This is a genomic window from Nitrosospira sp. Nsp1 (genome assembly GCF_900100985.1).
Taxonomy (GTDB): Bacteria; Pseudomonadota; Gammaproteobacteria; order Burkholderiales; family Nitrosomonadaceae; genus Nitrosospira.
Window position 1 is genome coordinate 15,054 of the sequence record NZ_FMUF01000017.1, and the last position, 21,703, is coordinate 36,756.

21 protein-coding genes, 1 tRNA gene and 2 pseudogenes are annotated in these 21,703 nt (G+C 53.5%); 6 read left to right on the top strand and 18 right to left on the bottom strand.

All coding sequences use genetic code 11. The features are described from left to right. Nucleotides 1-25: 25 nt before the first annotated feature. Nucleotides 26-1,054 (bottom strand): fatty acid desaturase family protein, encoded by a 1,029-nt coding sequence (locus BLP78_RS10920; protein WP_090459178.1) that lies wholly within the window; start codon nucleotides 1,052-1,054, stop codon nucleotides 26-28. A gap of 53 nt (nucleotides 1,055-1,107) precedes the next feature. Between BLP78_RS10920 and BLP78_RS10925 the strand changes: the two genes are divergently transcribed. Next, nucleotides 1,108-1,183 (top strand) — tRNA-Glu (locus BLP78_RS10925). A gap of 178 nt (nucleotides 1,184-1,361) precedes the next feature. Continuing rightward, nucleotides 1,362-1,781: a MarR family transcriptional regulator gene (locus BLP78_RS10930; RefSeq protein WP_256330223.1), complete on the top strand. Its 420-nt coding sequence runs from the start codon at nucleotides 1,362-1,364 to the stop codon at nucleotides 1,779-1,781. 54 nt (nucleotides 1,782-1,835) lie between these two features. Here the strand turns inward: BLP78_RS10930 and BLP78_RS10935 are convergent, their stop codons facing one another. Beyond that, nucleotides 1,836-2,135, bottom strand: coding sequence for a hypothetical protein (locus tag BLP78_RS10935; protein ID WP_218118968.1), 300 nt, complete (start codon nucleotides 2,133-2,135; stop codon nucleotides 1,836-1,838). A 322-nt stretch (nucleotides 2,136-2,457) separates the two neighbouring features. Here BLP78_RS10935 and BLP78_RS10940 point away from each other — a divergent pair, with 322 nt between their 5' ends. Beyond that, nucleotides 2,458-3,957 (top strand): FAD-dependent oxidoreductase, encoded by a 1,500-nt coding sequence (locus BLP78_RS10940; protein WP_090459180.1) that lies wholly within the window; start codon nucleotides 2,458-2,460, stop codon nucleotides 3,955-3,957. Nucleotides 3,958-3,963: 6 nt separating this feature from the next. Here BLP78_RS10940 and BLP78_RS10945 read toward each other — a convergent pair whose 3' ends face one another. Continuing rightward, nucleotides 3,964-4,746, bottom strand: coding sequence for a hypothetical protein (locus tag BLP78_RS10945; RefSeq protein WP_090459182.1), 783 nt, complete (start codon nucleotides 4,744-4,746; stop codon nucleotides 3,964-3,966). A gap of 134 nt (nucleotides 4,747-4,880) precedes the next feature. On the opposite strand from BLP78_RS10945, the gene BLP78_RS10950 reads away from it, so the two are divergent. Further along, a complete protein-coding gene (locus BLP78_RS10950; protein ID WP_256330224.1) occupies nucleotides 4,881-6,002 on the top strand; it encodes a GGDEF domain-containing protein in 1,122 nt (373 codons plus the stop codon). Between the two features lie 22 nt (nucleotides 6,003-6,024). Here BLP78_RS10950 and pyk read toward each other — a convergent pair whose 3' ends face one another. Continuing rightward, nucleotides 6,025-7,500, bottom strand: coding sequence for a pyruvate kinase (pyk, locus tag BLP78_RS10955; RefSeq protein ID WP_090459183.1), 1,476 nt, complete (start codon nucleotides 7,498-7,500; stop codon nucleotides 6,025-6,027). Nucleotides 7,501-7,665: 165 nt separating this feature from the next. Between pyk and BLP78_RS15615 the strand changes: the two genes are divergently transcribed. Beyond that, nucleotides 7,666-7,740 carry a hypothetical protein gene (locus BLP78_RS15615; protein WP_256330233.1) on the top strand — a complete coding sequence of 25 codons (75 nt, stop codon included), beginning with the start codon at nucleotides 7,666-7,668 and terminating at the stop codon, nucleotides 7,738-7,740. A 189-nt stretch (nucleotides 7,741-7,929) separates the two neighbouring features. On the opposite strand, the pseudogene BLP78_RS16015 reads toward BLP78_RS15615, so the two are convergent. The 9 genes and pseudogenes from BLP78_RS16015 to BLP78_RS16030 all read right to left on the bottom strand — a co-directional run. After that, nucleotides 7,930-8,229, bottom strand: a pseudogene (locus BLP78_RS16015) (esterase-like activity of phytase family protein); the annotation flags it as partial. Nucleotides 8,230-8,345: 116 nt separating this feature from the next. After that, on the bottom strand, nucleotides 8,346-9,101 hold the full coding sequence (locus tag BLP78_RS10965; protein WP_090459187.1) for an SDR family oxidoreductase: 756 nt from the start codon (nucleotides 9,099-9,101) through the stop codon (nucleotides 8,346-8,348). Nucleotides 9,102-9,416: 315 nt separating this feature from the next. Beyond that, nucleotides 9,417-9,977, bottom strand: a complete 561-nt coding sequence (locus tag BLP78_RS10970; protein ID WP_143002940.1) for a hypothetical protein — start codon at nucleotides 9,975-9,977, stop codon at nucleotides 9,417-9,419. Nucleotides 9,978-10,084: 107 nt separating this feature from the next. Then, on the bottom strand, nucleotides 10,085-10,501 hold the full coding sequence (locus BLP78_RS10975) for a cupin domain-containing protein (RefSeq protein WP_090459190.1): 417 nt from the start codon (nucleotides 10,499-10,501) through the stop codon (nucleotides 10,085-10,087). Between the two features lie 553 nt (nucleotides 10,502-11,054). Continuing rightward, nucleotides 11,055-11,231: pseudogene (locus BLP78_RS16265) on the bottom strand (cytochrome P460 family protein); the annotation flags it as partial. 108 nt (nucleotides 11,232-11,339) lie between these two features. Continuing rightward, nucleotides 11,340-11,792, bottom strand: a complete 453-nt coding sequence (locus BLP78_RS10980) for a carboxymuconolactone decarboxylase family protein (protein WP_090459192.1) — start codon at nucleotides 11,790-11,792, stop codon at nucleotides 11,340-11,342. Nucleotides 11,793-12,489: 697 nt separating this feature from the next. Further along, complete coding sequence (locus tag BLP78_RS16020; protein ID WP_371128875.1) at nucleotides 12,490-12,909, bottom strand: Na+/H+ antiporter NhaA; 420 nt, start codon at nucleotides 12,907-12,909, stop codon at nucleotides 12,490-12,492. Further along, complete coding sequence (locus BLP78_RS16025) at nucleotides 12,870-13,163, bottom strand: DsbA family protein (RefSeq protein ID WP_371128876.1); 294 nt, start codon at nucleotides 13,161-13,163, stop codon at nucleotides 12,870-12,872. The genes BLP78_RS16020 and BLP78_RS16025 overlap by 40 nt, the downstream gene beginning before the upstream one ends. Next, entirely contained in the window at nucleotides 13,163-13,456 is a 294-nt protein-coding gene (locus BLP78_RS16030) for a DsbA family protein (RefSeq protein WP_256330227.1), read from the bottom strand. The genes BLP78_RS16025 and BLP78_RS16030 overlap by 1 nt, the downstream gene beginning before the upstream one ends. Before the next feature lie 212 nt (nucleotides 13,457-13,668). Here BLP78_RS16030 and BLP78_RS15620 point away from each other — a divergent pair, with 212 nt between their 5' ends. Beyond that, nucleotides 13,669-13,818: a hypothetical protein gene (locus BLP78_RS15620; RefSeq protein WP_176752849.1), complete on the top strand. Its 150-nt coding sequence runs from the start codon at nucleotides 13,669-13,671 to the stop codon at nucleotides 13,816-13,818. A gap of 17 nt (nucleotides 13,819-13,835) precedes the next feature. Here BLP78_RS15620 and BLP78_RS16270 read toward each other — a convergent pair whose 3' ends face one another. The 5 genes from BLP78_RS16270 to BLP78_RS11015 all read right to left on the bottom strand — a co-directional run bounded on the left by BLP78_RS16270 (nucleotide 13,836) and on the right by BLP78_RS11015 (nucleotide 21,673). Continuing rightward, complete coding sequence (locus BLP78_RS16270) at nucleotides 13,836-14,102, bottom strand: hypothetical protein (protein WP_176752848.1); 267 nt, start codon at nucleotides 14,100-14,102, stop codon at nucleotides 13,836-13,838. Between the two features lie 135 nt (nucleotides 14,103-14,237). Continuing rightward, nucleotides 14,238-15,959 carry an efflux transporter outer membrane subunit gene (locus BLP78_RS11000; RefSeq protein ID WP_090459197.1) on the bottom strand — a complete coding sequence of 574 codons (1,722 nt, stop codon included), beginning with the start codon at nucleotides 15,957-15,959 and terminating at the stop codon, nucleotides 14,238-14,240. Continuing rightward, nucleotides 15,956-17,221 (bottom strand): efflux RND transporter periplasmic adaptor subunit, encoded by a 1,266-nt coding sequence (locus tag BLP78_RS11005; RefSeq protein WP_090459198.1) that lies wholly within the window; start codon nucleotides 17,219-17,221, stop codon nucleotides 15,956-15,958. The genes BLP78_RS11000 and BLP78_RS11005 overlap by 4 nt, the downstream gene beginning before the upstream one ends. Before the next feature lies 1 nt (nucleotide 17,222). Then, the gene (locus BLP78_RS11010) at nucleotides 17,223-20,516 is read right to left on the bottom strand and encodes an efflux RND transporter permease subunit (RefSeq protein WP_090459200.1); all 3,294 of its coding nucleotides are present in this window, start codon (nucleotides 20,514-20,516) and stop codon (nucleotides 17,223-17,225) included. Between the two features lie 149 nt (nucleotides 20,517-20,665). Beyond that, complete coding sequence (locus tag BLP78_RS11015; RefSeq protein WP_256330228.1) at nucleotides 20,666-21,673, bottom strand: ComEC/Rec2 family competence protein; 1,008 nt, start codon at nucleotides 21,671-21,673, stop codon at nucleotides 20,666-20,668. Nucleotides 21,674-21,703: the final 30 nt, after the last annotated feature.

Genomic DNA, 21,703 nt, shown 5'->3' on the forward strand with positions numbered 1-21,703 from the left:
TCGGCTCAGTGAAATTCTGACGCTCCTAAAACGGTGTCAGAAAAGAAACCCCGCCCGCGCCCACCGCCGTGCCATCCCGAAGCCGCTGCGCAAACCGGTTCCCTTGCGTTTCACTGTCATCGCCGATAACCCGTCCTATTCTGCTCTTATGGAAGCTCGATAACTGCTTCCCGAACGGAATGACAACTCGCGTATCATTTCCATATAACGCGTCATGCAGCTTCGGCAGTTCGTGCCACGGCGCGGTAGGTCTTCTGTGGTGTACGTTGTGATAGCCGAAGTTTAGGGTAAGAAGGTTCAGCCACGGGTGGCGAGTCGAGATCAGGTTGCTGAACGTATGAGATTCCTCATAGCCCCGGTCGCCTCTATGCTTCATCAGGTCGGCATCGCTGCCGAGCGCCGGAACAAGATCATAATTGTGTTGAAGCGCATCCATGAAGCGCAAAATCGTCAGGAATATAGCGTAAGCCAGCAAATAGCACGCATAAGCCAGTGGCGAATGCAGGAATACCATCAGAAGCAGGCTGAAACGGATAACGGTTATCCCGATTACCCGGGCCCGTTGGTCTTTCTTTTCCTTGAAGATAAACGGCGCGAGGATGAGCATTCCATGCATAAGGAACTCGATGACCGGCACATACAACCATTCCAGCACCTCTACAGTACGGCGCAGAACCGGATGGCGCGCAAGGTAACCCCTGTAGTCGATTAAAATAATATCCGCGTTATCCACATGGTGCCTCATGTGCGTCATACGCACATTGTCATACGTTGCATAGCAACCGCCAGTGAGCCAGTTTAGCCCGCGAGCCATCAAGGCATTGTGGTGCGGCGACTTGAACAGCGCGTTGTGGCCTAGATCATGAATAAGATAAGCCGCTATCGTCATCCCGTGCGCCATGGCGAGCGTACCCAGCACCATCGGAATCGGATTCAGGGACAGAATAAGGGTAGCCCCGCCAAAATAGGAAAACTGGCAGTAAAGCAAGGCCAAGAGGTTTGGGCGCAAGCTGCCTGTAAGGCGAAAGTAAGTCTTTTCAATTCTGTTGAACATGGTTTGGCATTTCCTTAGCGACAATATGCAGCTTTCCATTTTCAACATATCTCGTTCCCATCGTCCAGTGACCTGGGATATCACCCTTTCACGGTGAGTACAGGGGTTCGAATCCCCTTGAGGACGCCAACCTCCAATTAGACAGGTCTTTTATGATCTGGTGTGGGAGTCCCCACTGCCATATCACACCGTGGCAAATCGTCAGGCCTTATAGATAACAATTATACATGTAAAATTGCATACAAATAAGAATTATAATTGTCGCCACGATAATGGTTGATGCCGCAAAGCAAAAAACTGAGGAGAAATGAGCAACCCGAAAAAACAGGTAAACGCCAGGCGCCGCCAATTCATACATCTGCAGAATGATACGGATCAGTATTGGATGGATGTTCTGGGAGACACGCTTTTCCACGACCTGAACTACTACGATCTCTTCACGCGGATGTGGTTAAGGTTCAACGACGCTAATGACACTACGTTCCACAAATCAGAGTTGTATCAGCTCATGCCGAACGTCAGCCAGCGAACGGCGATAAAATATATTCAGATTGCCATCGATCACGGCTTGCTCATCGAGCACGTGAATCCCGATGACCTGCGCTCCAGGCGCATCACGATGTCCAGCGACCTCAAGCGTAAAATCGAGCTTTTTCTGGATTATTCGATATCGACGTTTGAGACACTACCGCTGCCGGGTCCCCGGCAGCAGCGTCGTGGCAAATGATGGTTCATACAGCGGCAGAGATGATTCTGCCCATAATTTAAATTTACCCGGGTCTCACTGGCCACTACCACCCGTGTCATATATCGCTGGCGGATTTGTCGCGTACGGGTTATTCGGGCTGTCACTGCTGTAGGGACTGCCATATCGCCCATACGGGTTATTGATGGAATCTTCGCTGTACTCGCTCCCGTAACGGCCATACGGGTTGCTTGTCGAGTTGGGATCGTATGGGTTGGCGCTGAGATTACCCAGATACTTGCCGGTTTGACGGTCCTTCAAATGTGGAGGCTCAGCTTGGGCAGCGGTAACCGCGAGCGTTAAAAAAATGGCAGAAATGATTAGTTGTGGTCTCACAATAGCGCTCCTTTTTTCGTAGGTCGGGCTCCGCCCGACATCATTTTACGATCGTCGGGCGAAGCCCGACCTACCTTGCAATTTGCATAGACCGTATTGTTGGCTGCTACCAGCACCCGCAACTATCACCAATTCACCCGCAACTATCACCAATTATCAGTATTTATCACACAACCACAGTATTAAAATTGCCCCCGCCTGCACCGCTCGCGCGCTGCCAAGCCTGAGCTTTATGTGCCATAGCGTACAGAACAATTGAACAATTCCGGTTTATGTTCAACGATAGGCATCATCGCTTATTCTGAACAAGAAGGAAAATATCATGAATACGATTTCTGTCTGGCGCGCGACGGTACCTCAAGCAGGCTTTCCAACACTTCAGGAAGAGATTACGGCCGATGTGGTCATCATCGGGGGCGGTATCACCGGTGTTACACTTGCCTTGAATCTGGCCGAGCAAGGCACCTCGGCCGTGCTGCTGGAAGCCCACACCGTTGGCTTCGGCAGCACGGGTAACTCGACGGGCAACCTGTACGAAACCGTCAGCAAGGGAATACATCATATCATTGACCGATGGGACAGCGATACGGCCCGCGCGGTTGCTACCGCCCGTCGCGCAGCGGTGGAACAGATCGACCAGCGGGTGCGTAAATTCGATATCCCCTGTGCTTTCCGCCGTTGTCGCCTCTACCGTTATGCCACCTCCGAGAACGCGCAGGACTCGTTGGAGAAAGAATACCAGGGATCGCTCAAGGCAGGACTATCCGTTCATCTCGAAAAAGCGCTGCCCGTTCCCCTTGCCCCGCCCTCAGGGCCCGTACTGGCGCTGGATAACCAGGCGCAATTTCACCCGCAGGCTTATGTTCGTGGGCTTGCCCGCCAAGCCGAAAACCAGGGTTGCCGTATCTTCGAAAACTCGACGGTTATCGAAGTGGATAAAGACAAGCGCGCCGTGCGTACAGACAAAGGTAAGGTAACGGCCCGGGAAATCGTGTTTGCCACTCACTCGCCGAAGGGCGTGCACCTGGTGCAGGCAGAGATGATCGCCAACCGCGAATATGGGCTCGCCGCACGCATTGCCAGAAATTCCTTTCCCTCCGGGATCTTCTGGGGCACCGGCATCGAACGGTTGTCGATTCGCAACGTGGATGTCGACGACGCCACATTCCTCGTCTGCGTCGGAGAGGAGCACAAAACGGGTCAGCAAAACGCGAAAATCAGCCTGGACCGGCTCGAATCCTCCGCACACGCCCATTTTAATGTACGTGAAGTGGCGTTCAGGTGGTCCGCGCAGAATTACAGCACAGCGGATGGCTTGCCGTATATCGGCCGCGATGCGACAGGCTGCTTCATCGCTACCGGCTTCGAGACCGATGGCTTAACCTATGGAACGCTGGCTGCATCACTCATCGCTGACCAGATTGCCGGGCGCGACAACGTTTTTGCCCCACTCGTCAAGGCGAGTCGTTTCTCGCCGCTGAAGGGAGCCAGGGGCATAGCCGGAGAAACGGCGAGCGTGGTGAAATCCCTCATCAAGGACTACGTGATCAACCGGGAGACGATGCAATTATCGCAGCTCATGCCGGGCAAAGGCGCGATCGTGGAGTTCGAGGACGAATCGTTGGCGGCATACAGAGCCCCTGACGGAACATTGATTGCGGTCTCGCCGGTATGCACGCATATGAAATGCAAAGTGCACTGGAATAGCGTCGAGACAAGCTGGGATTGCCCTTGTCACGGCAGCCGCTTCGCGCCCGACGGGGCAGTGATCGAGGGTCCCGCGTTAGAACCACTGGAACGCAGGTTTCTGACAGGACTGTAATCAAAATCAAAATAAAGCGTTCCGTCCTGCATTGAAGGTGTAGGCAAGATCGCCGATTGCAAGAACCGGTTCGGCGTGAAGACAGCAAGGTAAGTTGGGGTGAAGCACGAACCCCGGCATTTCAAATGCGGAACTGAACATCGGGATTCCAGCGCTACCCCAATCCACAGGCGGCAGCCCCAGCCAAACCAGCTCGCTGCGACTCTGAAAATCCTCCAGCGCACGCAGGATCATCTGTTCAAGCACCTTTCCGAACGCCTTGTCCGCCGGAAAAACCTGAACATTGTCGGGTACGCTCATGTTGCCGATAGCGGTATGAACGGCGTGCTGGATGCCCGTGCGGCTGAACGTCTTTCCATTTACGCTGATAAACATCGACAGCTCATAAGCATCGGTAATCAGTTTTCCAACCATCCACAACGGAAATCCTGTGCGGGATGCCTCCACCGCAACAGTGCCGCTATCGGCAACATTGTTCAGCACGATCCTGATTTCGCCGTCTTCCTGCTCCGGCCCCAGAGAGAGCTCATCAATAGGATAAATCACGCCGGTGTCCCTGAGTATCCGGCCTGAATAATCTCTCAGCGGAACCTCTCCCATGGGAAAGCGTACGCCATTTCGCTGAAACTCGACAACAAGCTTCAGCCGAAGCGGTACGTCTCTTTTTTTGATATCCTTGTAAGTGACAGTCGGAAATGAACTTCCTAAAAACGACCGTGGCGACGCGCATCCCGCGAGTACAGAGGAGGCAATGACATATAGCAATATTACGTAGCGGCCGAGATTCATGAGAAATGGTCCGTATGGGTACAGGAGAGTGCTGGCTATAGCAATGTCGAGGTTAACCCGTTATCCTTCATGCTGCAACTTTCTCGGCCTGTCCTTATGGAATCGCGGGTGTTTTATCTCATATAAATATCTGGATGATGAATCGGACAACGACTCCTTATTGCGCGATATTCGGATTTGACAGCACACGAATCAGGGAAGTACTTTCCATATTGGGATTCAGTGCGGAGCATGGCTTGCTTGCCAAGCGCATGCGCGCTGAAGTGATCGCTGGAAAAGCCGATGAGCTGATCGATTCCTGCCTTGCCCCGCTGGCGCGTAGCCGGGGCTTTACGCTGATCGAGCGAAATATCGGTATTGAATCCTTCAAGAGAACCTGGATCGAACGCTTGCAGCACTACGGTCAGGACTTTGATACCGCCGAGTATTTTGGGGACCGGCTTGCGAGCGCCGCTGCTTATGCACGCGCGAAAATTCCTCTGGGCATTTTTCAGGTACAGCACTGCCTTATCCAGCAGGTGCTCATAGATCGTCTATCGGTTAGATTCGCGGAAGCTGCTTCAACCGCCCGACCTCTCGTAGACTGTGTTTTGAAGCTTTCATCCCTTGATTTATATCTCACGGCCGAGGGCTACCATTTGCCGGAAGTTGCCGAACTGCAAAAGTCGCTGGACAACCTCCGCAAAGAAACATCCCGATTACACCAGGAGGCCTCGATCGATCAACTCACCGGCTTGATGAATTATGCCGGCCTCATGGAATCCCTTGAGCATCAGGTTAACGCCGCGCACGCGAACCAGCATAAGAGTCAAAAGGGTCTTTCCGGCAACATGTGCCTGATCATGATCGATCTCGATTTATTCAAGAAAATCAACGATACGCATGGGCACGTCGTTGGTGATTTTGTGCTCCGGCATGTCGCAAGCCGAATTCAGGCGGCAGTACGCGATTTCGACATGGTAGGCAGGTTTGGCGGGGAGGAATTCGTCATTCTCATGGCAAATACCGATCTGGAACTGGCAACGGTCATTGCCGAGCGCGTGCGTAAAGGGGTGATGGACACGCCTTTACATCTAAAGGAGCTGACCATCCCGGTAACCATCAGCCTTGGCGTCGCAATGCTGAGGCCGGACGAACGCAAGGAATCATTGCTAGAGCGTGCGGATGTGGCAATGTATGAGGCAAAGAGCGCCGGGCGTAATCGCGTAATAATTGCGAAAGATGCTGACGATATCAGAACCCTGCCGGAGTTATAGGCGCATCTGATTAAAAGGTCCGTTAACTATTCAACCGGACCGTCTGCAACGTATCTGCTTTATCGCCGGCAGCGCCGGAGGCAGACAACAGCACAGCCAGATCATCCTCTTGCGCCAACCCATGCGTAAACAACCACTCTCGAGCTTGTGCGAGGCGAGCCTGGGGCTCCGCTCCATTATCGGGCGCGTTGACAACGAGCGGCGAAATACCGCGGACCAGTGCGAGACTTCTATACAACCGCACGGAATCGGCGACCATGACAAGCGGTGCCTGGGGACGGAAGCGGGCAACGGATAGCGCCGTCTCCATGGATTGAACAGGAGCAATGATGGCCCGGGCGCCAATACGGGCGGCGAGCAGGCACGCCGCAAAACTCAGGGCATTTCCCGTTTCGTTCGGGCTGGCTGTTTCCGCGGGATTCATCCGGTCTCGCGCCATGCGTCCGCCATACGCCTCCTCTGTTGCGGTAAGCACGCGCTGGAGAAACCGCACTGCCGCAACCGGGAACTCGCCGACGGCTGTCTCCGCTGAAAGCATGACGGCATCCGTCCCATCCAGCACGGCATTGGCCACGTCAGTCGCCTCGGCACGCGTCGGATGCTCATGCTCCACCATCGACTCGAGCATTTGCGTAGCGGTAATAACAGGTCGACCTTGAGCATTAGCCACCGAAATAATGCGCTTTTGCACAATCGGTATTTCGGCAAGATCGGTTTCAACACCCAGATCGCCGCGCGCCACCATCACCCCGTCGGACGCTGCCACGATCGCGTCAAGATCGTCCAACGCGCGGCGCTTCTCTATCTTGGCCATCAGCAACGGCTTGATCCCGGATCCAGGGGGGAGACAAGACCTCACCCGCGCAAGATCGCCAGCCGATTGCACGAATGAGACGCCAACCCACTCAGCCTCTTGCGATACGGCAAATGCGAGATGCCTTCGGTCCTCATCGGTTGGAATCAGCATGTCTGTGGCGGATTCCGGTATATTAATGCCGGACCCGGAGCGGACAGTGCCGCCGATGCGCACCTGGCAATCGGCCCGGCTTGGGTTTGCAGTCACGCTTTTCACGCCGAGCTCGACCGATCCGTCCGCCAGGAATACCGGCTCCCCGATTCGCAATGCCTGAAGCAACTCACGGCTTCGCACCGGCAACAGACAGTAATTGTCTGCGCTGGCCCCCTTTACCTCGTCACCCGCCACCACGAGCCTGACTATCGTTCCTTCCTCCAATTTACAAAAGCCATCCGGAAGATCGGCCAGGCGGAATTTGGGACCGGGCAAATCCATGAGCAGGGCCACTGGTTGGCCGAGCGCGTGCGCCGCCTGCCGGACCTGTCGAATACGCCGTGCATGGTCGGCATGATCCCCGTGCGATGTATTGATGCGCGCGACATCCATTCCGGCCTCGATCAACCGCTCGATCACGCCGGGCCGGTCCGTCGCCGGACCCAGTGTGCATACAATCTTGGTTCGCTGCCAGTTGGATTGCGTCATATTTGCGATACGTTTCGTTAGACTACCGGTTTTTATATTCTCGGATGGGGTGGATAACGACCCCTATCTGATGATCCCGGATGAATCGATAGTACTCCTGATCTCATTCAGATTGATAGTCTTGATGACGGGATCAGGCTGGAAGAAGCGGCCAAGGCCCATGCATTGATGGAATCCGGCACGCATATGGGTAAAATTGTTCTGACGACTGGTGCTCAGCATGCGGATCGCAATTTGTAATATTACTTCAACCCGGAAGTACTCAATATATTCTCTATGGGGTCGATGAAGCAGCCGTCGATTTCCCGCGACAAGCAATTGCACCAGCCCGGCAAGCAGCATGGCATTCATCTCGGACTCAGGCACCGGGGTTATTTGCAAGGCAACGAACTGAAACTGAGTAAATTGCGCGTTGTTGAAATTATTGTCCGATACGAGAATCCGAGTTTCCATACCGTTGATTTGCGGGCTGAAGGTAATGCCTTCGATGTTATCGAGCGCCAGTGGAGTGCCGTCGTCATGCTTCAGGTCGGATAGGTCAAGCAGCAGAGTTTTAGTCACAGCATTGACATTTGCCGGTGACCGGTGTGCCAGGCGTCTGGGCGCCAACCGCAAATGAGCGCTCAATAGTAATAAACTGGTATCGCCAACCACAATAAAATCGATCAGCCCGTTGGTGGCAAACAGAGCTGCCGGAATGGGCGCGATGGCAACGGGCGACGTCCCCATCGATCTAATCGCGGATCAGAAGGCATATCCTTCGAAAAAGCATGGACAGGCGAACGCACAGTTCACCGCCCGTCTGGAGCATCGCTCTATCCGGGCGTTCACCCAGCTTGGCCGGCTTACTTTTGGGGGTTGGACTGGAGCCATGCCTCAAAACTCGTCGGGCCGATACTCGCGTTGTCGCCGGGGATAAGGGATTGATCGTTCAATTCCGCACCGGAGTAACGTGAGTGGACGTCTGTGATTACCTTGCGTGCGTCGTGCTTTGCCGTTAGGTATCGCTGGACAATTTCGGCAAGAGGTACCCGCTCGGGACCGGCTATCTCGACGATGCCGTTGACCGGCGCCCCCAACGTGGCGTCGGCCATCGCGGCGGCCACGTCATCCGAGGCGATGGGCTGCATAAGAGCAGGTGACAGGCGAACCGTTTGTCCATCCGTTTCCGCTTGAGCGACGATGCCACCCAAGAACTCAAAGAACTGCGTCGAGCGGACGATCGTGTAGGGCACCTTGGATGCCTTGATCAGCTTTTCCTGGGCCATCTTCCTGCGGAAATAACCGCTCTCGAGAAGGCGATCGGTGCCGACGACCGACAGCGCAACGTGGTGTCCCACGCCAGCAGTCGCTTCTGCGGCTAGAAGGTTACGGCCGGACGTCTCGAAGAATTCCAAAACAGCCTTGTCCTCGAACGAAGGCGAGTTCGCAACGTCCACGACAACCTGGGCGCCTGCAAGAGCTTCAGCCAGTCCCTCGCCAGTGATGGTGTTGACACCCGAGGCGGGCGACGCCGCTACTACCTCATGGCCATGCTGACGAAGCCTGTTCACGAGCTTTGCTCCGATGAGTCCGCTTCCGCCAATTACTACGATCTTCATGTTTAACTCCTTATTTTGTCACCTCGCAAGTCAGGGCTAATATGTTCCGTTAAGGTTGCAGTGAGTGCTTTGGACAAAATTCATTGTTAATCCCGTAGAACACTCTGCCGAGGCCTTGGTGGCGAATAGGCACCACTCCACCTCGCATTCAATTCAATGATTAGCATCAAATTTAATTTGTAAGCTGCTGTATTTATTAATTCCTCACTTGGCTAACGTACGATTTTTGTCGTTTCGTGAGAGCTGACCCCGCGTAAAGCTCAATACGGCTCTTAGGGAGGCTCTTTATCAATAGTCATTGAAGCTGTGGAAACCTCAATCCGGTCGCTGCAGAACATAGATATGCATCAGCTTAACCACGAAGAATTTAAAGAATTGCCATAAAGCTTCTGCTGACTCGCGCTTGGTAGCCGCGTTGGTGGCATGGGCAGTGGTTAGTATCTTTATCAATTCGATCACACCAAGGCGCAAAATTCCTGCACCGACCACCGGCCCTGTGGAATCGATACCTTCGTGCAGCGTGCAATACAATGTGGTCGTCTCCCCCCACAGCTTCCAGAATCCACCCAGCCGTACTTGTTTTTTACCAGCCAGATAGTAAGACTTACCGTCATGTTGAAAGCCCAGTTCATATACCATGTATGTCAACGCCGGTTCGCCGCTTGGCATAAAAAGGCTGAATACGCCTGATTCGGCTGGAATCCCTGGACCAAACGGAGGGAAATCAATGTGCCCAGTAAGGCCAGCCCTGTACTGGGAGTCGGCAGTGAAGGTCTTGATGTCTTCAATGTGAATGGTTGCGTGCATCGCCAACAGTGTGGTTGCCCGTGCCCCAATACGTGGCTCGGTTACACCTAAAGTGAAGCCGCCAGCCATGGTTTCCCGAAAAGAAACGCCTGCGCCGCCAGATTCGCACATTTGTGTTGCGCGAGGATCGAATGGCGTTGAGTTCATCGCAATCTAATGTGCGATTTTTCGTCTCACTATTTGTCGTTCTTGACGAGGTTTTTCTCGTTGGTATCGACGATAAAGACGGCCAGCAGGCGTGCGGGCTGAGTCTTACTGTTATTTGCGCTGACGCCATGATGATCGCCGGGTAGTTCGGCGAAGTTCTCGCCGGCGCGATAAACCTTTTCCGGACCATCATTGACTTTGCTACGAATTTCGCCCTCCAGGACTGTTGCATAGATGAAAGCCGACTTTGGATGGGTATGTGCTGGCGATGAGTCACCCGGTTGGTATTCGACAAGCACGCCTTTCATGCTCTTGCCGGGCGCATTTGGAAGAACGTGATCAAAGACGACCGTTACCTTGGACTTATCAGTGGGCAAGCTATCGGCTGAAGCTGCACTTACGGAGAGTGCTGCGAAGGCAACTCCGCAGAGAAATCTAGTAAACATGATGTTCTCCTTCGTTGATAAAAATTAGTGGATATAAATCCACGCATGATGCCCTCAGCCCCATCTATCTGATCGCGGATCAGAAGGCATATTCTTAGGAAAAGCATGGACAGATGAACGCACAGTTCATCGCCCTTCCTGCGCACCGCGTCACCGGAAGCTGTAATCCTCGCGCACCGAGCCTCAGGCTCTCTCGGCAAGATAAGATCTTCATAATACTGTCCCATAGCCGCCGGTTTTCGCCCCTTTATGTTGATAATAGATGCTGTTGCAGTTGCTCGCCGTTATTTCTGGATAAAATGGTTCTCCAGCGTGTTTATTGGGGTCTGAGGGTGGGGTAGCCTTCGATATATACCCAGCCGGTTTGTTATGCCGGCATATGGCAGGGAAGACAGCTTTCCAGATAACCTTTGGACATATTGATTTTCCGGTTTCAAACAACGTCCATCCCCAACCTTCCCCCAGTTGGCATTGCCTTTGAAACGACCTTTTGTATCCTTGATCATCACAAACCATATAGCCGTATCGCCTGCTCATAGCGCCGGTCCAGTGGTCAACGTACGTGAGATGATCTTGCGGGTTTCCTGACTAAAACTGTGCCATCGGGAAATTGGCCAGTTTCACGAAATGCCTTGACTACCTCCAGCTGTGTATAAACATCATGGAAACCGTGGCCGGGCGAGTTAGCATCATTAACCGCCCATGAGCCTAAATGACTCCAATTCGGTCTGTAGTTCTCCGGTCAAGCCTGGGAATACTGTCGCCACCAGGCTTCCAATACACGGGCCACAGACCAAGCTTGAGCCGGAGTTTGGCTTGAATGAATTGTTGGCCATGCTCACGCCTTCACAGGATAACGGCTGGAAGTGGCAATGCGATTCCAAGCATTGATGACTACCGAAAGCCACTCGACAGCCGATATTTCATCTTTTGACAGATTGGCTGCTGCTTGCTCATAGATGGCATCTGGCACTTGCCCGTCAGAGATCAGTGTAATTGCTTCTACCAGTGCCAATGATGAGCGTTCCTTTTCGGTGAAATACCCAGTTTCCCGCCAGGCTGCCAAGACACTTATGCGATCGCTTGACTCGCCACTGGATAGGGCATCTTGAGTATGCATCCTGATACAGAATGCGCACTGGTTGAGTTGGGATGCACGAAGGCGCAACAGATGTGCAAAGCCATCCGGGATGCTTGCGGAAGCAACGGCCTCAGCCGCCAGCTTCTCAAGGCCAATGACCGCTTGGTAAAGCGCTGGAGCGGATTTACCAAGATTGATTCTTTCTGACATGAAATCTCCTTACCTGTATGTTCAGGATTAACGAATAAGCTCACCGGCCCGGCCGCGCAACACCTGCCCGATGACGACAAGCCGGCGAGCAGCGGAAAACAAATTACGCGGCGGGGTCCGGTGCAGCGCTGGGTTCGGCGTGGCGAACCTTTAAGATCGACGACCGCCGAACTCATCCGTGTACAGCGACACAAATTCCCGGACGCTCATAGCCGGCCGGTCACCCGCTCCACGCCGTCCGCCTGCTCATGATTATCTCCAGTAAAAGTTGGGCAATGGATCGTCTACCTGACAATGCCATGCCGCATATTTATTTATAGATAAGGATAAAGAAAAAGCAAATTAGCCCGATTGTTCCCGAATTGCCTCAATAAAAAAGTAACCGAAGGAGTACATCAGGAGGATACGTTGCCTCAAATTGTTGGTAACCGAACTAAGTGGAGGTTATCGACATTGGGAAGCATGAGAGTCATCGAAGCCCCACTGGTGCTTCGCTGGCTTACAGCTTTGGGGGGCGTGCGGATTCTCAGGGCATCCGGACAGCCGCGCTCATCACAAGGTATCTCGTGCATTAGCCATGCGTGAGCACGGCCGTCATGCACTCAGAGGCGACGTTTTGCTCTAAGCGGGTAGAAGCAGCTACATCGACACGATTCGCATAAGTCAGGCTGCAAAGAGAACGCTGGCTTCTCCGTGTTCAAGCATGCTTATCTGCCACATCCTGCACAGCGATACGTGACGAAGGTGTCGTGCGAGATGTCACCAAAAGCAGCATCACAAGACCCAGGACGGCAGAGATGATCGAGCCCGAGAATATTGCAATCTTGGACGCCGCAAAATCCGCCGGGTCAGAAAATGCGCGGCCAGCAATGAAGAGCGACATGGTGAAACCGATGCCCGCCAAGATACTTGCAGCCATCAATTGCATCCACGAATAATCGTCAGGTTTTCGAGCAATCCCAATTTTCACGGCCGCAAATGATGCCAGAAAGATTCCCGCTGGTTTGCCAATAACAAGGCCGGCGATGATCGCAATCATCAGTGATTGCTGGCCTGCACCGACTGCAGACAAGAAATCTACGCCAGCATTTGCGAGGGCGAAGAGCGGTAGCACCACATAGCTTGATCGCGCACCGGCATAGCGCAGCAGTCTGTCGGCTGGCGACTCCAGCCTGTCGTGCAGGGCATCCGGCTGTTGATGAAGAAAGTGGGCACCACGATGGCGTTGCTCGCCGCCGCGCTTTCTACATCCATGGTGACACGGTCTCTTGCCTTGATTGCTGCCCTGCTATCCGCATCAAAATCTTCGATGCCGAGCTGTTCAGCCACCACTTTCAGATCGCCTTCGGTCAAAATTTCTGACCGAGTCATCAAAGTGATGTGGGCGTCCCAGAAACTCTTTGAGTCAGGCGCACGCTCGACCAACTCGGCGGCGCGCTGGCTAACGGATTTCCGATCAGCGGGTAATGGCGGAATACATAACGGAGACGATCCCCAAGCTGGTCCCGCACCTGTGCAATTTTTTCATTCGCCGCACGGCAATGGGGACAGGCATAACTCCCGTATTCGACTAGAGTAATGTCGGCACTGCTTGACCCGAGAATGTGATCCCGGCTTTCATCTACAGCCTTGTCAAGTAATCCGCTGGATTTTCCCTGAGACATGATTTTTATTCCTACGGGTACGCATCATGTTTTCAATGCGAACGGACGCGCGCAACGTCGCCTCCGACTAGACAGCGGAGCTACCCTGCTTGGCGCCCATGCTCATGGCACCATCGCCAATCTCCAGGTTCGATGGAACGCAGACAACAAAGCTGGACCGGTCCAAGCGTACTGGGTCGCCGTCAAGGAATCCGGTCTCAGGAGATGCCCCAATGAACAAAAAAAGATTGCGCGCAACGCCCCGGAAAATCGCGGGGAGAAAACTCCCGCAGTGGGCATCTATTCTAACTGCAACGGCGCGGGATGTTGGCACCGGTTACATGATGGGCGTCTTGCAAAAATCCCTGAGCGAGGGATCGTGATTTGTGCGGCGCGTTGCTCAAGGTGATTTTTTGTTAATCAGTTCTGTTTCCGTGACCTGTTTAATCTGGTTGGGGTGACCTTCAAACCGCTGCGCCGGTTCGGCCAGCGTCTTGTCACCAGCCAGTGCCGCCAGTGCCACTCTGGCTTTGAACGCCGCTGAATGAATGGGTTCGTCTCGTCCTTTTTGCCATTTTCTGCTCCATATCCAGGCCCCGCAGGGACCAAGGTAGCAGATTCTCCACTTGCGGACTCGTTCAAATTCCTGGGACCACTTCTCTGGCAATCGCGATACGGCTAACACCATCCCGGCTGGCCTCGAATGTAAGGCTCTTTTCGTTGTCCCCCACCTACCTTCAGGTAGACCGGTAGACCTCCTGCTGTGCCTGCCGGCGAACCCAGTAGCGCTTGCAAGATGCAGTTATGGAAAAAAGGGCTCTGGAAACGGGGGTGCCGGAAGTTTATTGTTTTTGTTTCCTTCGCTATGATCTTCATGTTGAACCAGAGGCTTGGTCAAATTATGGGTTTTGCTTTTTCTATCGGCAGGATCCGCATTGACGTCAATTCCTCCGACTGGCGATGGCTTATCAAGATCCCAATATTGAAGTACGCTAAAGGGTTGAATTTCCTTGTCTTCGGGTAATTGGTCGCGATTCCAGCCCCCTCCAAGCGAACGAATGAGGTCCACCGATGCTACCAGTACACCAGTCTTGATCTGTACAGACTTGACGCTTGCCGTCAGCGTGCCGATCTGTGCATAAATGAGTTCAAGGCTGGAGGCCAAAGCGCCCTTATAGAGATCCATGGTAAGGTCTTGTGTGATACGTGCGGCTCCGACGGTAGCATCCTGCCGTTCGGCGGCCTTGGCCATCCAATAGGTCTTGGTCAGGTTATTTTCAACTTCACGAAAAGCATTCAACACTGTCGAACGATATGCATTTTCTGTCTCACGGTAGGCCGACCATGACTGTTGCAATTGAGCCCGACGATATCCGCCCTGAAAAATCGGAATGGCAAAAGAGGAACCATAGGCCCAGAAACCGTTAGCCAGGCTGAGCAGATTGAATCCGGAATCCTCAAGTCCTCCTCCGACCCGGAAGGCCACATCCGGAAAAAAAGCGGCACGTGCAATTCCAATGCCGCGGTTGGCCTGCGCCATCCGGCGCTCCATCGCGGCAATATCGGGCCGACGTTCAAGTAAAGTAGATGGAATTGTCTGCGGAAGGCTGAAATTCGTGGTAAGGAGGGTATCTACCGGCTCGATCTTAAAGCTGGCTGGAGCGAGATTAAGAAGAATTGCAATGGCCTGCTCCACCACCTTTCGGTCGCTTTGCATCAGGGACAATTCTGACTCGGTAGCGAACAGCAACGACTGAGCCCGTGCTACGTCGAGATTAGAGGCGATCTTGCCTTCAAACTGAGTCACTACAACATCCACCGTATACCTGTAAAGAATAATCGACCGTGTGTAAATCGCAATTTGCGCATCCAGTCCACGCAGTGCGAAATAATTCGATGCAATTTCCGCCTGCAGAATAAGGCGTGCGAGTCCATAATCAGCCGCACGTTCTTCAGCACGATAGATTCTGGATTGCGCCACATTCCGAAGTTTCGACCAGAAATCCGGCTCCCAGGATGCAATTCCACTCATAATATGTTGAGTATCGCTGTCAGGTTCTCCAGGAGCACGAAAGAGCGTATGGTCGGATTGCCTGTTATTACTGCCACCGTACTCAAAGCCGAGTTGAGGGAAATATCGAGCCCGTGCCTTCATCATTGCATCGCGCGCTTGAACGAACCGTTCAGCTGCTGCATGCAAGTCCGGGTTGGCTGCAAGTCCCTGCTCCACAAGCTTGTTTAGAATTGGATCGTCATATAGTGTCCACCAGTCGGGCCGGATTGCATCATCCGACGGATTAGCCTTGACGAAATCACTCGTTCCCTCCCAGGAATCCGGAACGACATACTCAGGCGGTTTATAAGTGGGCGTCAGATCGAATGCAGGAAAGGGAAGGCCGCTGCAAGCTGCCAGGCTGGCTGCCAGAAATAAAAACCCGCCAAATCTTGCGCCGAGACGACAGAGATTTGAAATATGGGTTCCTTTTTTACGCCGCAAGTCGATCATGGTCAAATGAGTGTTCATGATGCTTGTGATCCGTTCAATGCTTGTTTTAACATCGGATCTGGCATTTCTGCATGTGAGGCTGGTTTCGATGACTCCGCAGCCGGTTTTTTCTCCTCATTGATCAGATCATACCCCGGTGCAGGCGTTACAATGCTTACCTTGTCACCTTCAAGTATGGCAGCGCTGGGATTGTTTATAATCCGGTCTTCTGTTGAGACGCCCTCGGTTAATTCGACAGTAGCGTCGAGGATTCTGGTTATTTTGATCGGCTTGAAGTGAACAATGTTGTCGTCATCCACCACGGCCACTCGCGTCCCCATCTCATCAAATACCAGTGCGCTGGATGGAATGGAGAGGTGTCTATTCGGAACATCCACGGTGATATTGACTGATGCATAGGAACCCGGCCACAGATCCCGCGCTTCATTTTCAATCACAAATTGGGTGACCACCGTACGTGTACCAACATTGAAGCCGCGAGCAGTGGTCAGAAACTCGGCAGTGAAATGTCGGCCGGGAAATTGCGGCACCGTCAGATCGGCTTTCAGGCCATCGTGCATAGTGGCGCCGTAGGCTTCAGGCACACTGACAAACAAACGCATCCGGCTCATGTCGGCGACAGTAAAAAGATTGCGGACTTCACCTTCCGGTAAACTGATAGTGCCTTCCTTATTGATGAAGTCTCCCACATTAATGGCACGGTTAATGACGACGCCGTCATACGGTGCAACAATTGTTTTAAAATTGATCAATGCTTCAAAGTTACGGACGTTTTGCATGGCGGCATTCACCTTTGCCTGTTGGGCTTTTGCCTCGGCCACCTTTACCGAAATCGATTGCTCGGATACCGCCTGGTTTTTGCGCAAGGCTATCCACCGGTCCGCGGTAAGTATGGCGAGCTCATTAAGGGCCACTTCCGATGCCAGATCCGCCTTGCTTTGCGCGTATTGGGCATCGAGCGCCGGTGCGTAGATTTCGGCAAGTACATCTCCTTTTTTGACTAGCGCTCCCCAATCTTTATGCCACATCTTGACGTAACCGGATACCTGAGCATAGATCGGCGCCTGAAACCATGCCTGGATAGTACCTGGAAGCTTGATGGTTTCCTGAGCAGGCAGGTGCTCGGCCTTGATGATAGCCACAGTCCGAACATCATTCTCCATCGCCTTTTCTGTTAAAGAATCCATATGTTTACGGGATTCGATGACTCGGTAACCCAAATAGACAACACCAAGAACGATTGCCAAAATCACTATAAATTTTTGACTTGATTTTTTCATATCAGGAATTCCCGAGTTGAGGTGCAACCTGTTGAGAAATGCTTTCCTGGTCTTTAGGAACGCTTCGTGCGTAATACATGATGGCATACACAGCCGGGACAAAGAACAGGGTATATATCGTCGCGAACATCAGACCGCCAATCACTGCACGACCCAGTGGCGCATTGGTGGATCCTCCCATAGCCATCGGAAGCATGCCCATGATCATGGCTGCCGCGGTCATGAGAACAGGACGAATACGGGCTTTGCCGGACTCAACGGCGGCTCGCAGGGCGTCACCATGCACTTCGATGCGCTCCAGCGCATAGGCCACGACAAGTATGGAATTTGCCGTGGCCGTCCCCATGGCCATGATGGCGCCTGTCAGGGCCGGAACGGAAATATTCGTCTGGGTCAGGAACAGGGCCCAGGCAATGCCTGCCAAAGCGCCGGGCAGGGCTGTAATGATGATGAAGGGAACCAGCCATGATTGAAAATTGACGACAAGCAAGAGATAGATCAGCACGACAGCCGCTGCGAGACCGATAAGCAGTTCGCCATAGGTGGTAACCATATTCGCGGCCTGGCCGGCGATTTGGACATCGGAGCCGCGGGGTACTTCTTCGTCCATCTCCTCGACGATTTTCTTGACGTCATCCAGCAGGTCGCCAAGCCCCCGCCCTTCGGCAGACACATAGACTTCAATCAACGGCATGATGCCCCTGTGGGTGACCAGGCCGGGCGTGCCTACTGGCGTTTTCTGCGTCAGATTGCCCAGGAGTTGATACTTCTCATCCAGGCCGCCTTCCCCCTCCGGTTTGACAGGAATCTTGTTCAACTCATTGGTGCTTGAGACCCAAGGTTGAGGCTGATAGATGTTGATCTGGTATGACATGCCGGTCGTTAGATCCAGCCAGTATTTCTGGTCGATCTGCTGGGTTCCGTTAGTCGTTATCAGCATATTCAGGGCAATATCCGATTCGCTCCTGTCAACACCGAGTCCATATGTCCTTTGGCCTTCAACAAACAGGGTTGGCGTGCGCATGGTTTGCTGGATCACCACATCGGAGGAACCGGGGATTTTACGTAGCTTGCCTTGCAATTTGCGCGCGTATTCGTAGTTTGCGTAGATATCCATCCCGTTAACCTGAACAGTAATCGGAGAAGGGGCACCAAAATTCAAGATTTTCGCTATCAGATCGGCTGGCTGAAAGGTGAATTCGGTCCCCGGATAGCGCTCCTTCAGACCTTTATGGATAATTTTCCGGAGATCCCACACGGCTGATTTCTCGTCGAACAGGGTGATCGTCAGATCGCAGTCCTGCGTTCCGATCGTGGGCGTCGGAATAAAGGCCAGATTATGCGGCCCGACGGGTAAGCCGCAATTGCTGATGACGCCTTCAACCTGCCCGGGAAGCATCCGCGAGATATCCTCCGCAACGCGCGTGGTAATGCGGTTTACAGCTTCTATCCGTGTGCCGAGAGGCGCCCTCATGTGCATCTGGATGGTCCCCGACCTGACCTCCGGAAAAAAATCGCGGCCGTTGAAGTAGAACAGAACAAGGGAGACGAGCGCGAAAGCCAGCATGATCGTTACGAACCGGCGGCGATTTGCAATGGTCTGTTCGAGCAGCCCGCCATACCAGGCGCAGAATTGAAGAAAGCGAGCCTCGAATGCCTGCTGAAAACGGGAGAAAATCCCCATATGATATTTTAACTTCTCCTTGAAACCGGCAGCCTTCCCCCCTGGCTTTTCCTCGCCAGGGTGGTCGCCTTCCTTTCCGTGTCCTTCTGCATGTTCTTCCGCATGTCCTTCTCCGTGTCCTTCTGCGTGAGGATGCTTGATAAGATATTTCGCCATGGTCGGCACGAGCGTACGCGACAGGATGAAGGACGCCAGCATGGCGAATATCACCGCCAGCGCCATCGGCTTGAACAGATAGCCCGATACGCCGGAAAGCGTGAACAGTGGCAGCCAGACAATGCATATGCATAATGTGGCGAGCAGCGTCGGAATAACGATCTGGTTTGCCGCGTCGATGATTGCCTCATCGAGTTCCTTGCCCATTTCCAGGTGGGTATCGATGTTCTCGATCATCACTGTCGCATCGTCGACAAGAATCCCTACCGCCAGCGCCAATCCGCCCAGTGTCATGACGTTCATCGACTCACCCAGCACTTGCAGGAAGATGAGGGAGGTTAAAATACACAATGGAATTGAAGTCGTAACGACTATCATGGGACGCCACGAGCCGAGCATGAGCATGACGATCAAACCGACAAGCAGGCCGGCGATCGCCATCTCATGCGTCACCTCGTTGATGGATTCCCGCACGAAGACCGATGCATCAGTGATGATTCTAACGTCCACATGGGACGGCACGATCTCCTTGATACGCGGAAGGGTTGCCCTGATGCCGTCGACCACGTCCAGGGTCGACGCCTCGCCGCTTTTCATGACGACAATAATGACGGCCTGTTTACCGTCCACGATTACGGAGTTTGTTTGCGGCGGCCCTGCCAGCTGAACATCGGCGACGTCGCGCAAAAAAACGAAGGAATTTCCTTCCCTTTTAATCGGAATATCGTTGAATTCCGGAATCTCCGGCGGCATCGCGTTTGTCTGGACCATCCAGTCGGTCTGCTTGATCTTCATATCGCCCGCGGGCAGCACGATATTCTGGCGATCGAAAGCCGCATGGATATCAGTTGGCGATATATTGCGAGCCAGCATCTTGTCTTGATCGAGGGATACCAGAAGCTGCTTGGGCTTTCCACCGTAAGGATGCGGAACAATCGCTCCCGGGATCACGACAATCAGGGGCCTGAGTTGGTTATAAGCAAGATTATAGAGGTCTGCCGGCGTCATCTCGTCCGAGGTAATCTGCAGGCTGGCTACCGCTACCTGAGAGGCTTCCAGCCGCATGATCATGGGCGGCGAAATATCCGGCGGCAACGCCTTGACAATCGTCTGGGCTATGGCTGTAACTTCCGCTTCTGCGCCAGGGAGGTTGGTGTGGGGCTGAAGAAAAATATTCGTGATGCTGATGCCATAGTACGCCTGGCTGACGATGTCCGAGATACCTTCCACCGTCGAGGTCAAGAAGCGTTCGAAGTAAAAAGTGATACGACCCGACACATCCAGCGGCAACATGCCGGCGTAAGCCCAGACTACAGAGATCACGGGAATCTTGATAGTGGGAAAGACGTCTGTTGGCGAGTGCCGTATCGCCCTGACTCCGAATATGACGATCAGAATTGAAAGAACCACGAAGGTGTAAGGTCTGCGTAACGCAATAAGTACTATCTGGTTCATACTATGTATCCTCTTATATCTTCGGTAAAAAATTCATTTACCTACAATATTGCACGTAAGGATGAGGCAATTCTTTAGCAAACCTTTATAAAACAATACAGTTGCCTAAACCGCATAAAGAAACGAACTGTCACTAACGATCATTACAACTAAACTCTGGACGTGCAGCTTTCGGCCTTGCGCCTCCAAACGGTCTGAACAGGGTTATTGCCGATCCCTTGCCAAACCCAGGAGTTGATCGCCAGGCAGAATATCGCGGGTGAATGGGGGGGAGCGGGAGTCGGACCGGCCTCGCTGTTCCATCGCATCTCGTCCCCTCGCGCCGGCATCGTCCGGGTCCGGCTTACGCCCGGCGCCATCATCCGATTCGCCTTGGTCATGTGTTGCCCGCTCGCCGCGTCGGCGCATATCTCGGCAGATTGCGATGGCCAGATGGGTTGCCCGATATCGATAAGATGAACGTTACAGTATTGGCCCCCGGTATCGAACCGTAGCTGATTAGGAAGTGTTTTGGCGATCAGGAGGAAGATGGCGCCGAAGGCTGCAGTAGCCGGATTGCTTCCCGACGCGATGGCAATCGCCGCGGCGACCGAGGATATTTTTGCGATGCGTCTCCCATTTTCGCCGACTTGAAGGGGCGGAAAGCTCCAAGGCCTGTGGGTATGCTCCAGGGCATAGTTGAATCCAATCTCGCCGGCCTCGTCGTCTGTCTTCCCGACAGCCCGGGGAAAAACAACCTGGCACATTGTCAGGATTTGATTCACGTTCGGGCCGCAAGCGCCGAGGATCGTTGCCGATGCGGCCACAGCTCCGCAGGCGATTTGCTGGGAGCGAGTGCCCGTTGCGGCCCATTGGGCCGCATTTGCCACCGCGTTCGCGATGGCCTCGCTTACGACTCGCATGTTGTTCGCATTCAGGAGGCCTATGACTCCCCCTGAGTGGTCCTTGTCGTAGTGGCTGACGAGAATGTGATCGAGGGGGTAACCGTAACCTCTGAGGATGGGATCGATAAAGTTGTGGACTGTCTCCGCATACCCGAGTAGCCCGCCATCGATCAATATCGTCCGGTGTCGCCCGGTTGCCACGTTTGCCGCAACAACGAGCGCACTTTCTCGTTGCCCGACGTCAATCATATGGATGGTGAGTTGCAGGGCCATGAGCTTCCAGGTCTCCCTTCCAAGATGAAC

What these genes read in the sequence shown, in the direction of transcription:
- BLP78_RS10920 (WP_090459178.1), bottom strand. Translation starts at nt 1,054, where the DNA reads ATGTTCAACAGAATTGAAAAGACTTACTTTCGCCTTACAGGCAGCTTG.
- BLP78_RS10930 (WP_256330223.1), top strand. Translation starts at nt 1,362, where the DNA reads ATGAGCAACCCGAAAAAACAGGTAAACGCCAGGCGCCGCCAATTCATA.
- BLP78_RS10940 (WP_090459180.1), top strand. Translation starts at nt 2,458, where the DNA reads ATGAATACGATTTCTGTCTGGCGCGCGACGGTACCTCAAGCAGGCTTT.
- BLP78_RS10945 (WP_090459182.1), bottom strand. Translation starts at nt 4,746, where the DNA reads ATGAATCTCGGCCGCTACGTAATATTGCTATATGTCATTGCCTCCTCT.
- BLP78_RS10950 (WP_256330224.1), top strand. Translation starts at nt 4,881, where the DNA reads ATGATGAATCGGACAACGACTCCTTATTGCGCGATATTCGGATTTGAC.
- pyk (WP_090459183.1), bottom strand. Translation starts at nt 7,500, where the DNA reads ATGACGCAATCCAACTGGCAGCGAACCAAGATTGTATGCACACTGGGT.
- BLP78_RS10965 (WP_090459187.1), bottom strand. Translation starts at nt 9,101, where the DNA reads ATGAAGATCGTAGTAATTGGCGGAAGCGGACTCATCGGAGCAAAGCTC.
- BLP78_RS10970 (WP_143002940.1), bottom strand. Translation starts at nt 9,977, where the DNA reads ATGGCTGGCGGCTTCACTTTAGGTGTAACCGAGCCACGTATTGGGGCA.
- BLP78_RS10975 (WP_090459190.1), bottom strand. Translation starts at nt 10,501, where the DNA reads ATGTTTACTAGATTTCTCTGCGGAGTTGCCTTCGCAGCACTCTCCGTA.
- BLP78_RS10980 (WP_090459192.1), bottom strand. Translation starts at nt 11,792, where the DNA reads ATGTCAGAAAGAATCAATCTTGGTAAATCCGCTCCAGCGCTTTACCAA.
- BLP78_RS16025 (WP_371128876.1), bottom strand. Translation starts at nt 13,163, where the DNA reads ATGACTCGGTCAGAAATTTTGACCGAAGGCGATCTGAAAGTGGTGGCT.
- BLP78_RS16030 (WP_256330227.1), bottom strand. Translation starts at nt 13,456, where the DNA reads ATGTCTCAGGGAAAATCCAGCGGATTACTTGACAAGGCTGTAGATGAA.
- BLP78_RS15620 (WP_176752849.1), top strand. Translation starts at nt 13,669, where the DNA reads ATGAACAAAAAAAGATTGCGCGCAACGCCCCGGAAAATCGCGGGGAGA.
- BLP78_RS11000 (WP_090459197.1), bottom strand. Translation starts at nt 15,959, where the DNA reads ATGAACACTCATTTGACCATGATCGACTTGCGGCGTAAAAAAGGAACC.
- BLP78_RS11005 (WP_090459198.1), bottom strand. Translation starts at nt 17,221, where the DNA reads ATGAAAAAATCAAGTCAAAAATTTATAGTGATTTTGGCAATCGTTCTT.
- BLP78_RS11010 (WP_090459200.1), bottom strand. Translation starts at nt 20,516, where the DNA reads ATGAACCAGATAGTACTTATTGCGTTACGCAGACCTTACACCTTCGTG.
- BLP78_RS11015 (WP_256330228.1), bottom strand. Translation starts at nt 21,673, where the DNA reads ATGGCCCTGCAACTCACCATCCATATGATTGACGTCGGGCAACGAGAA.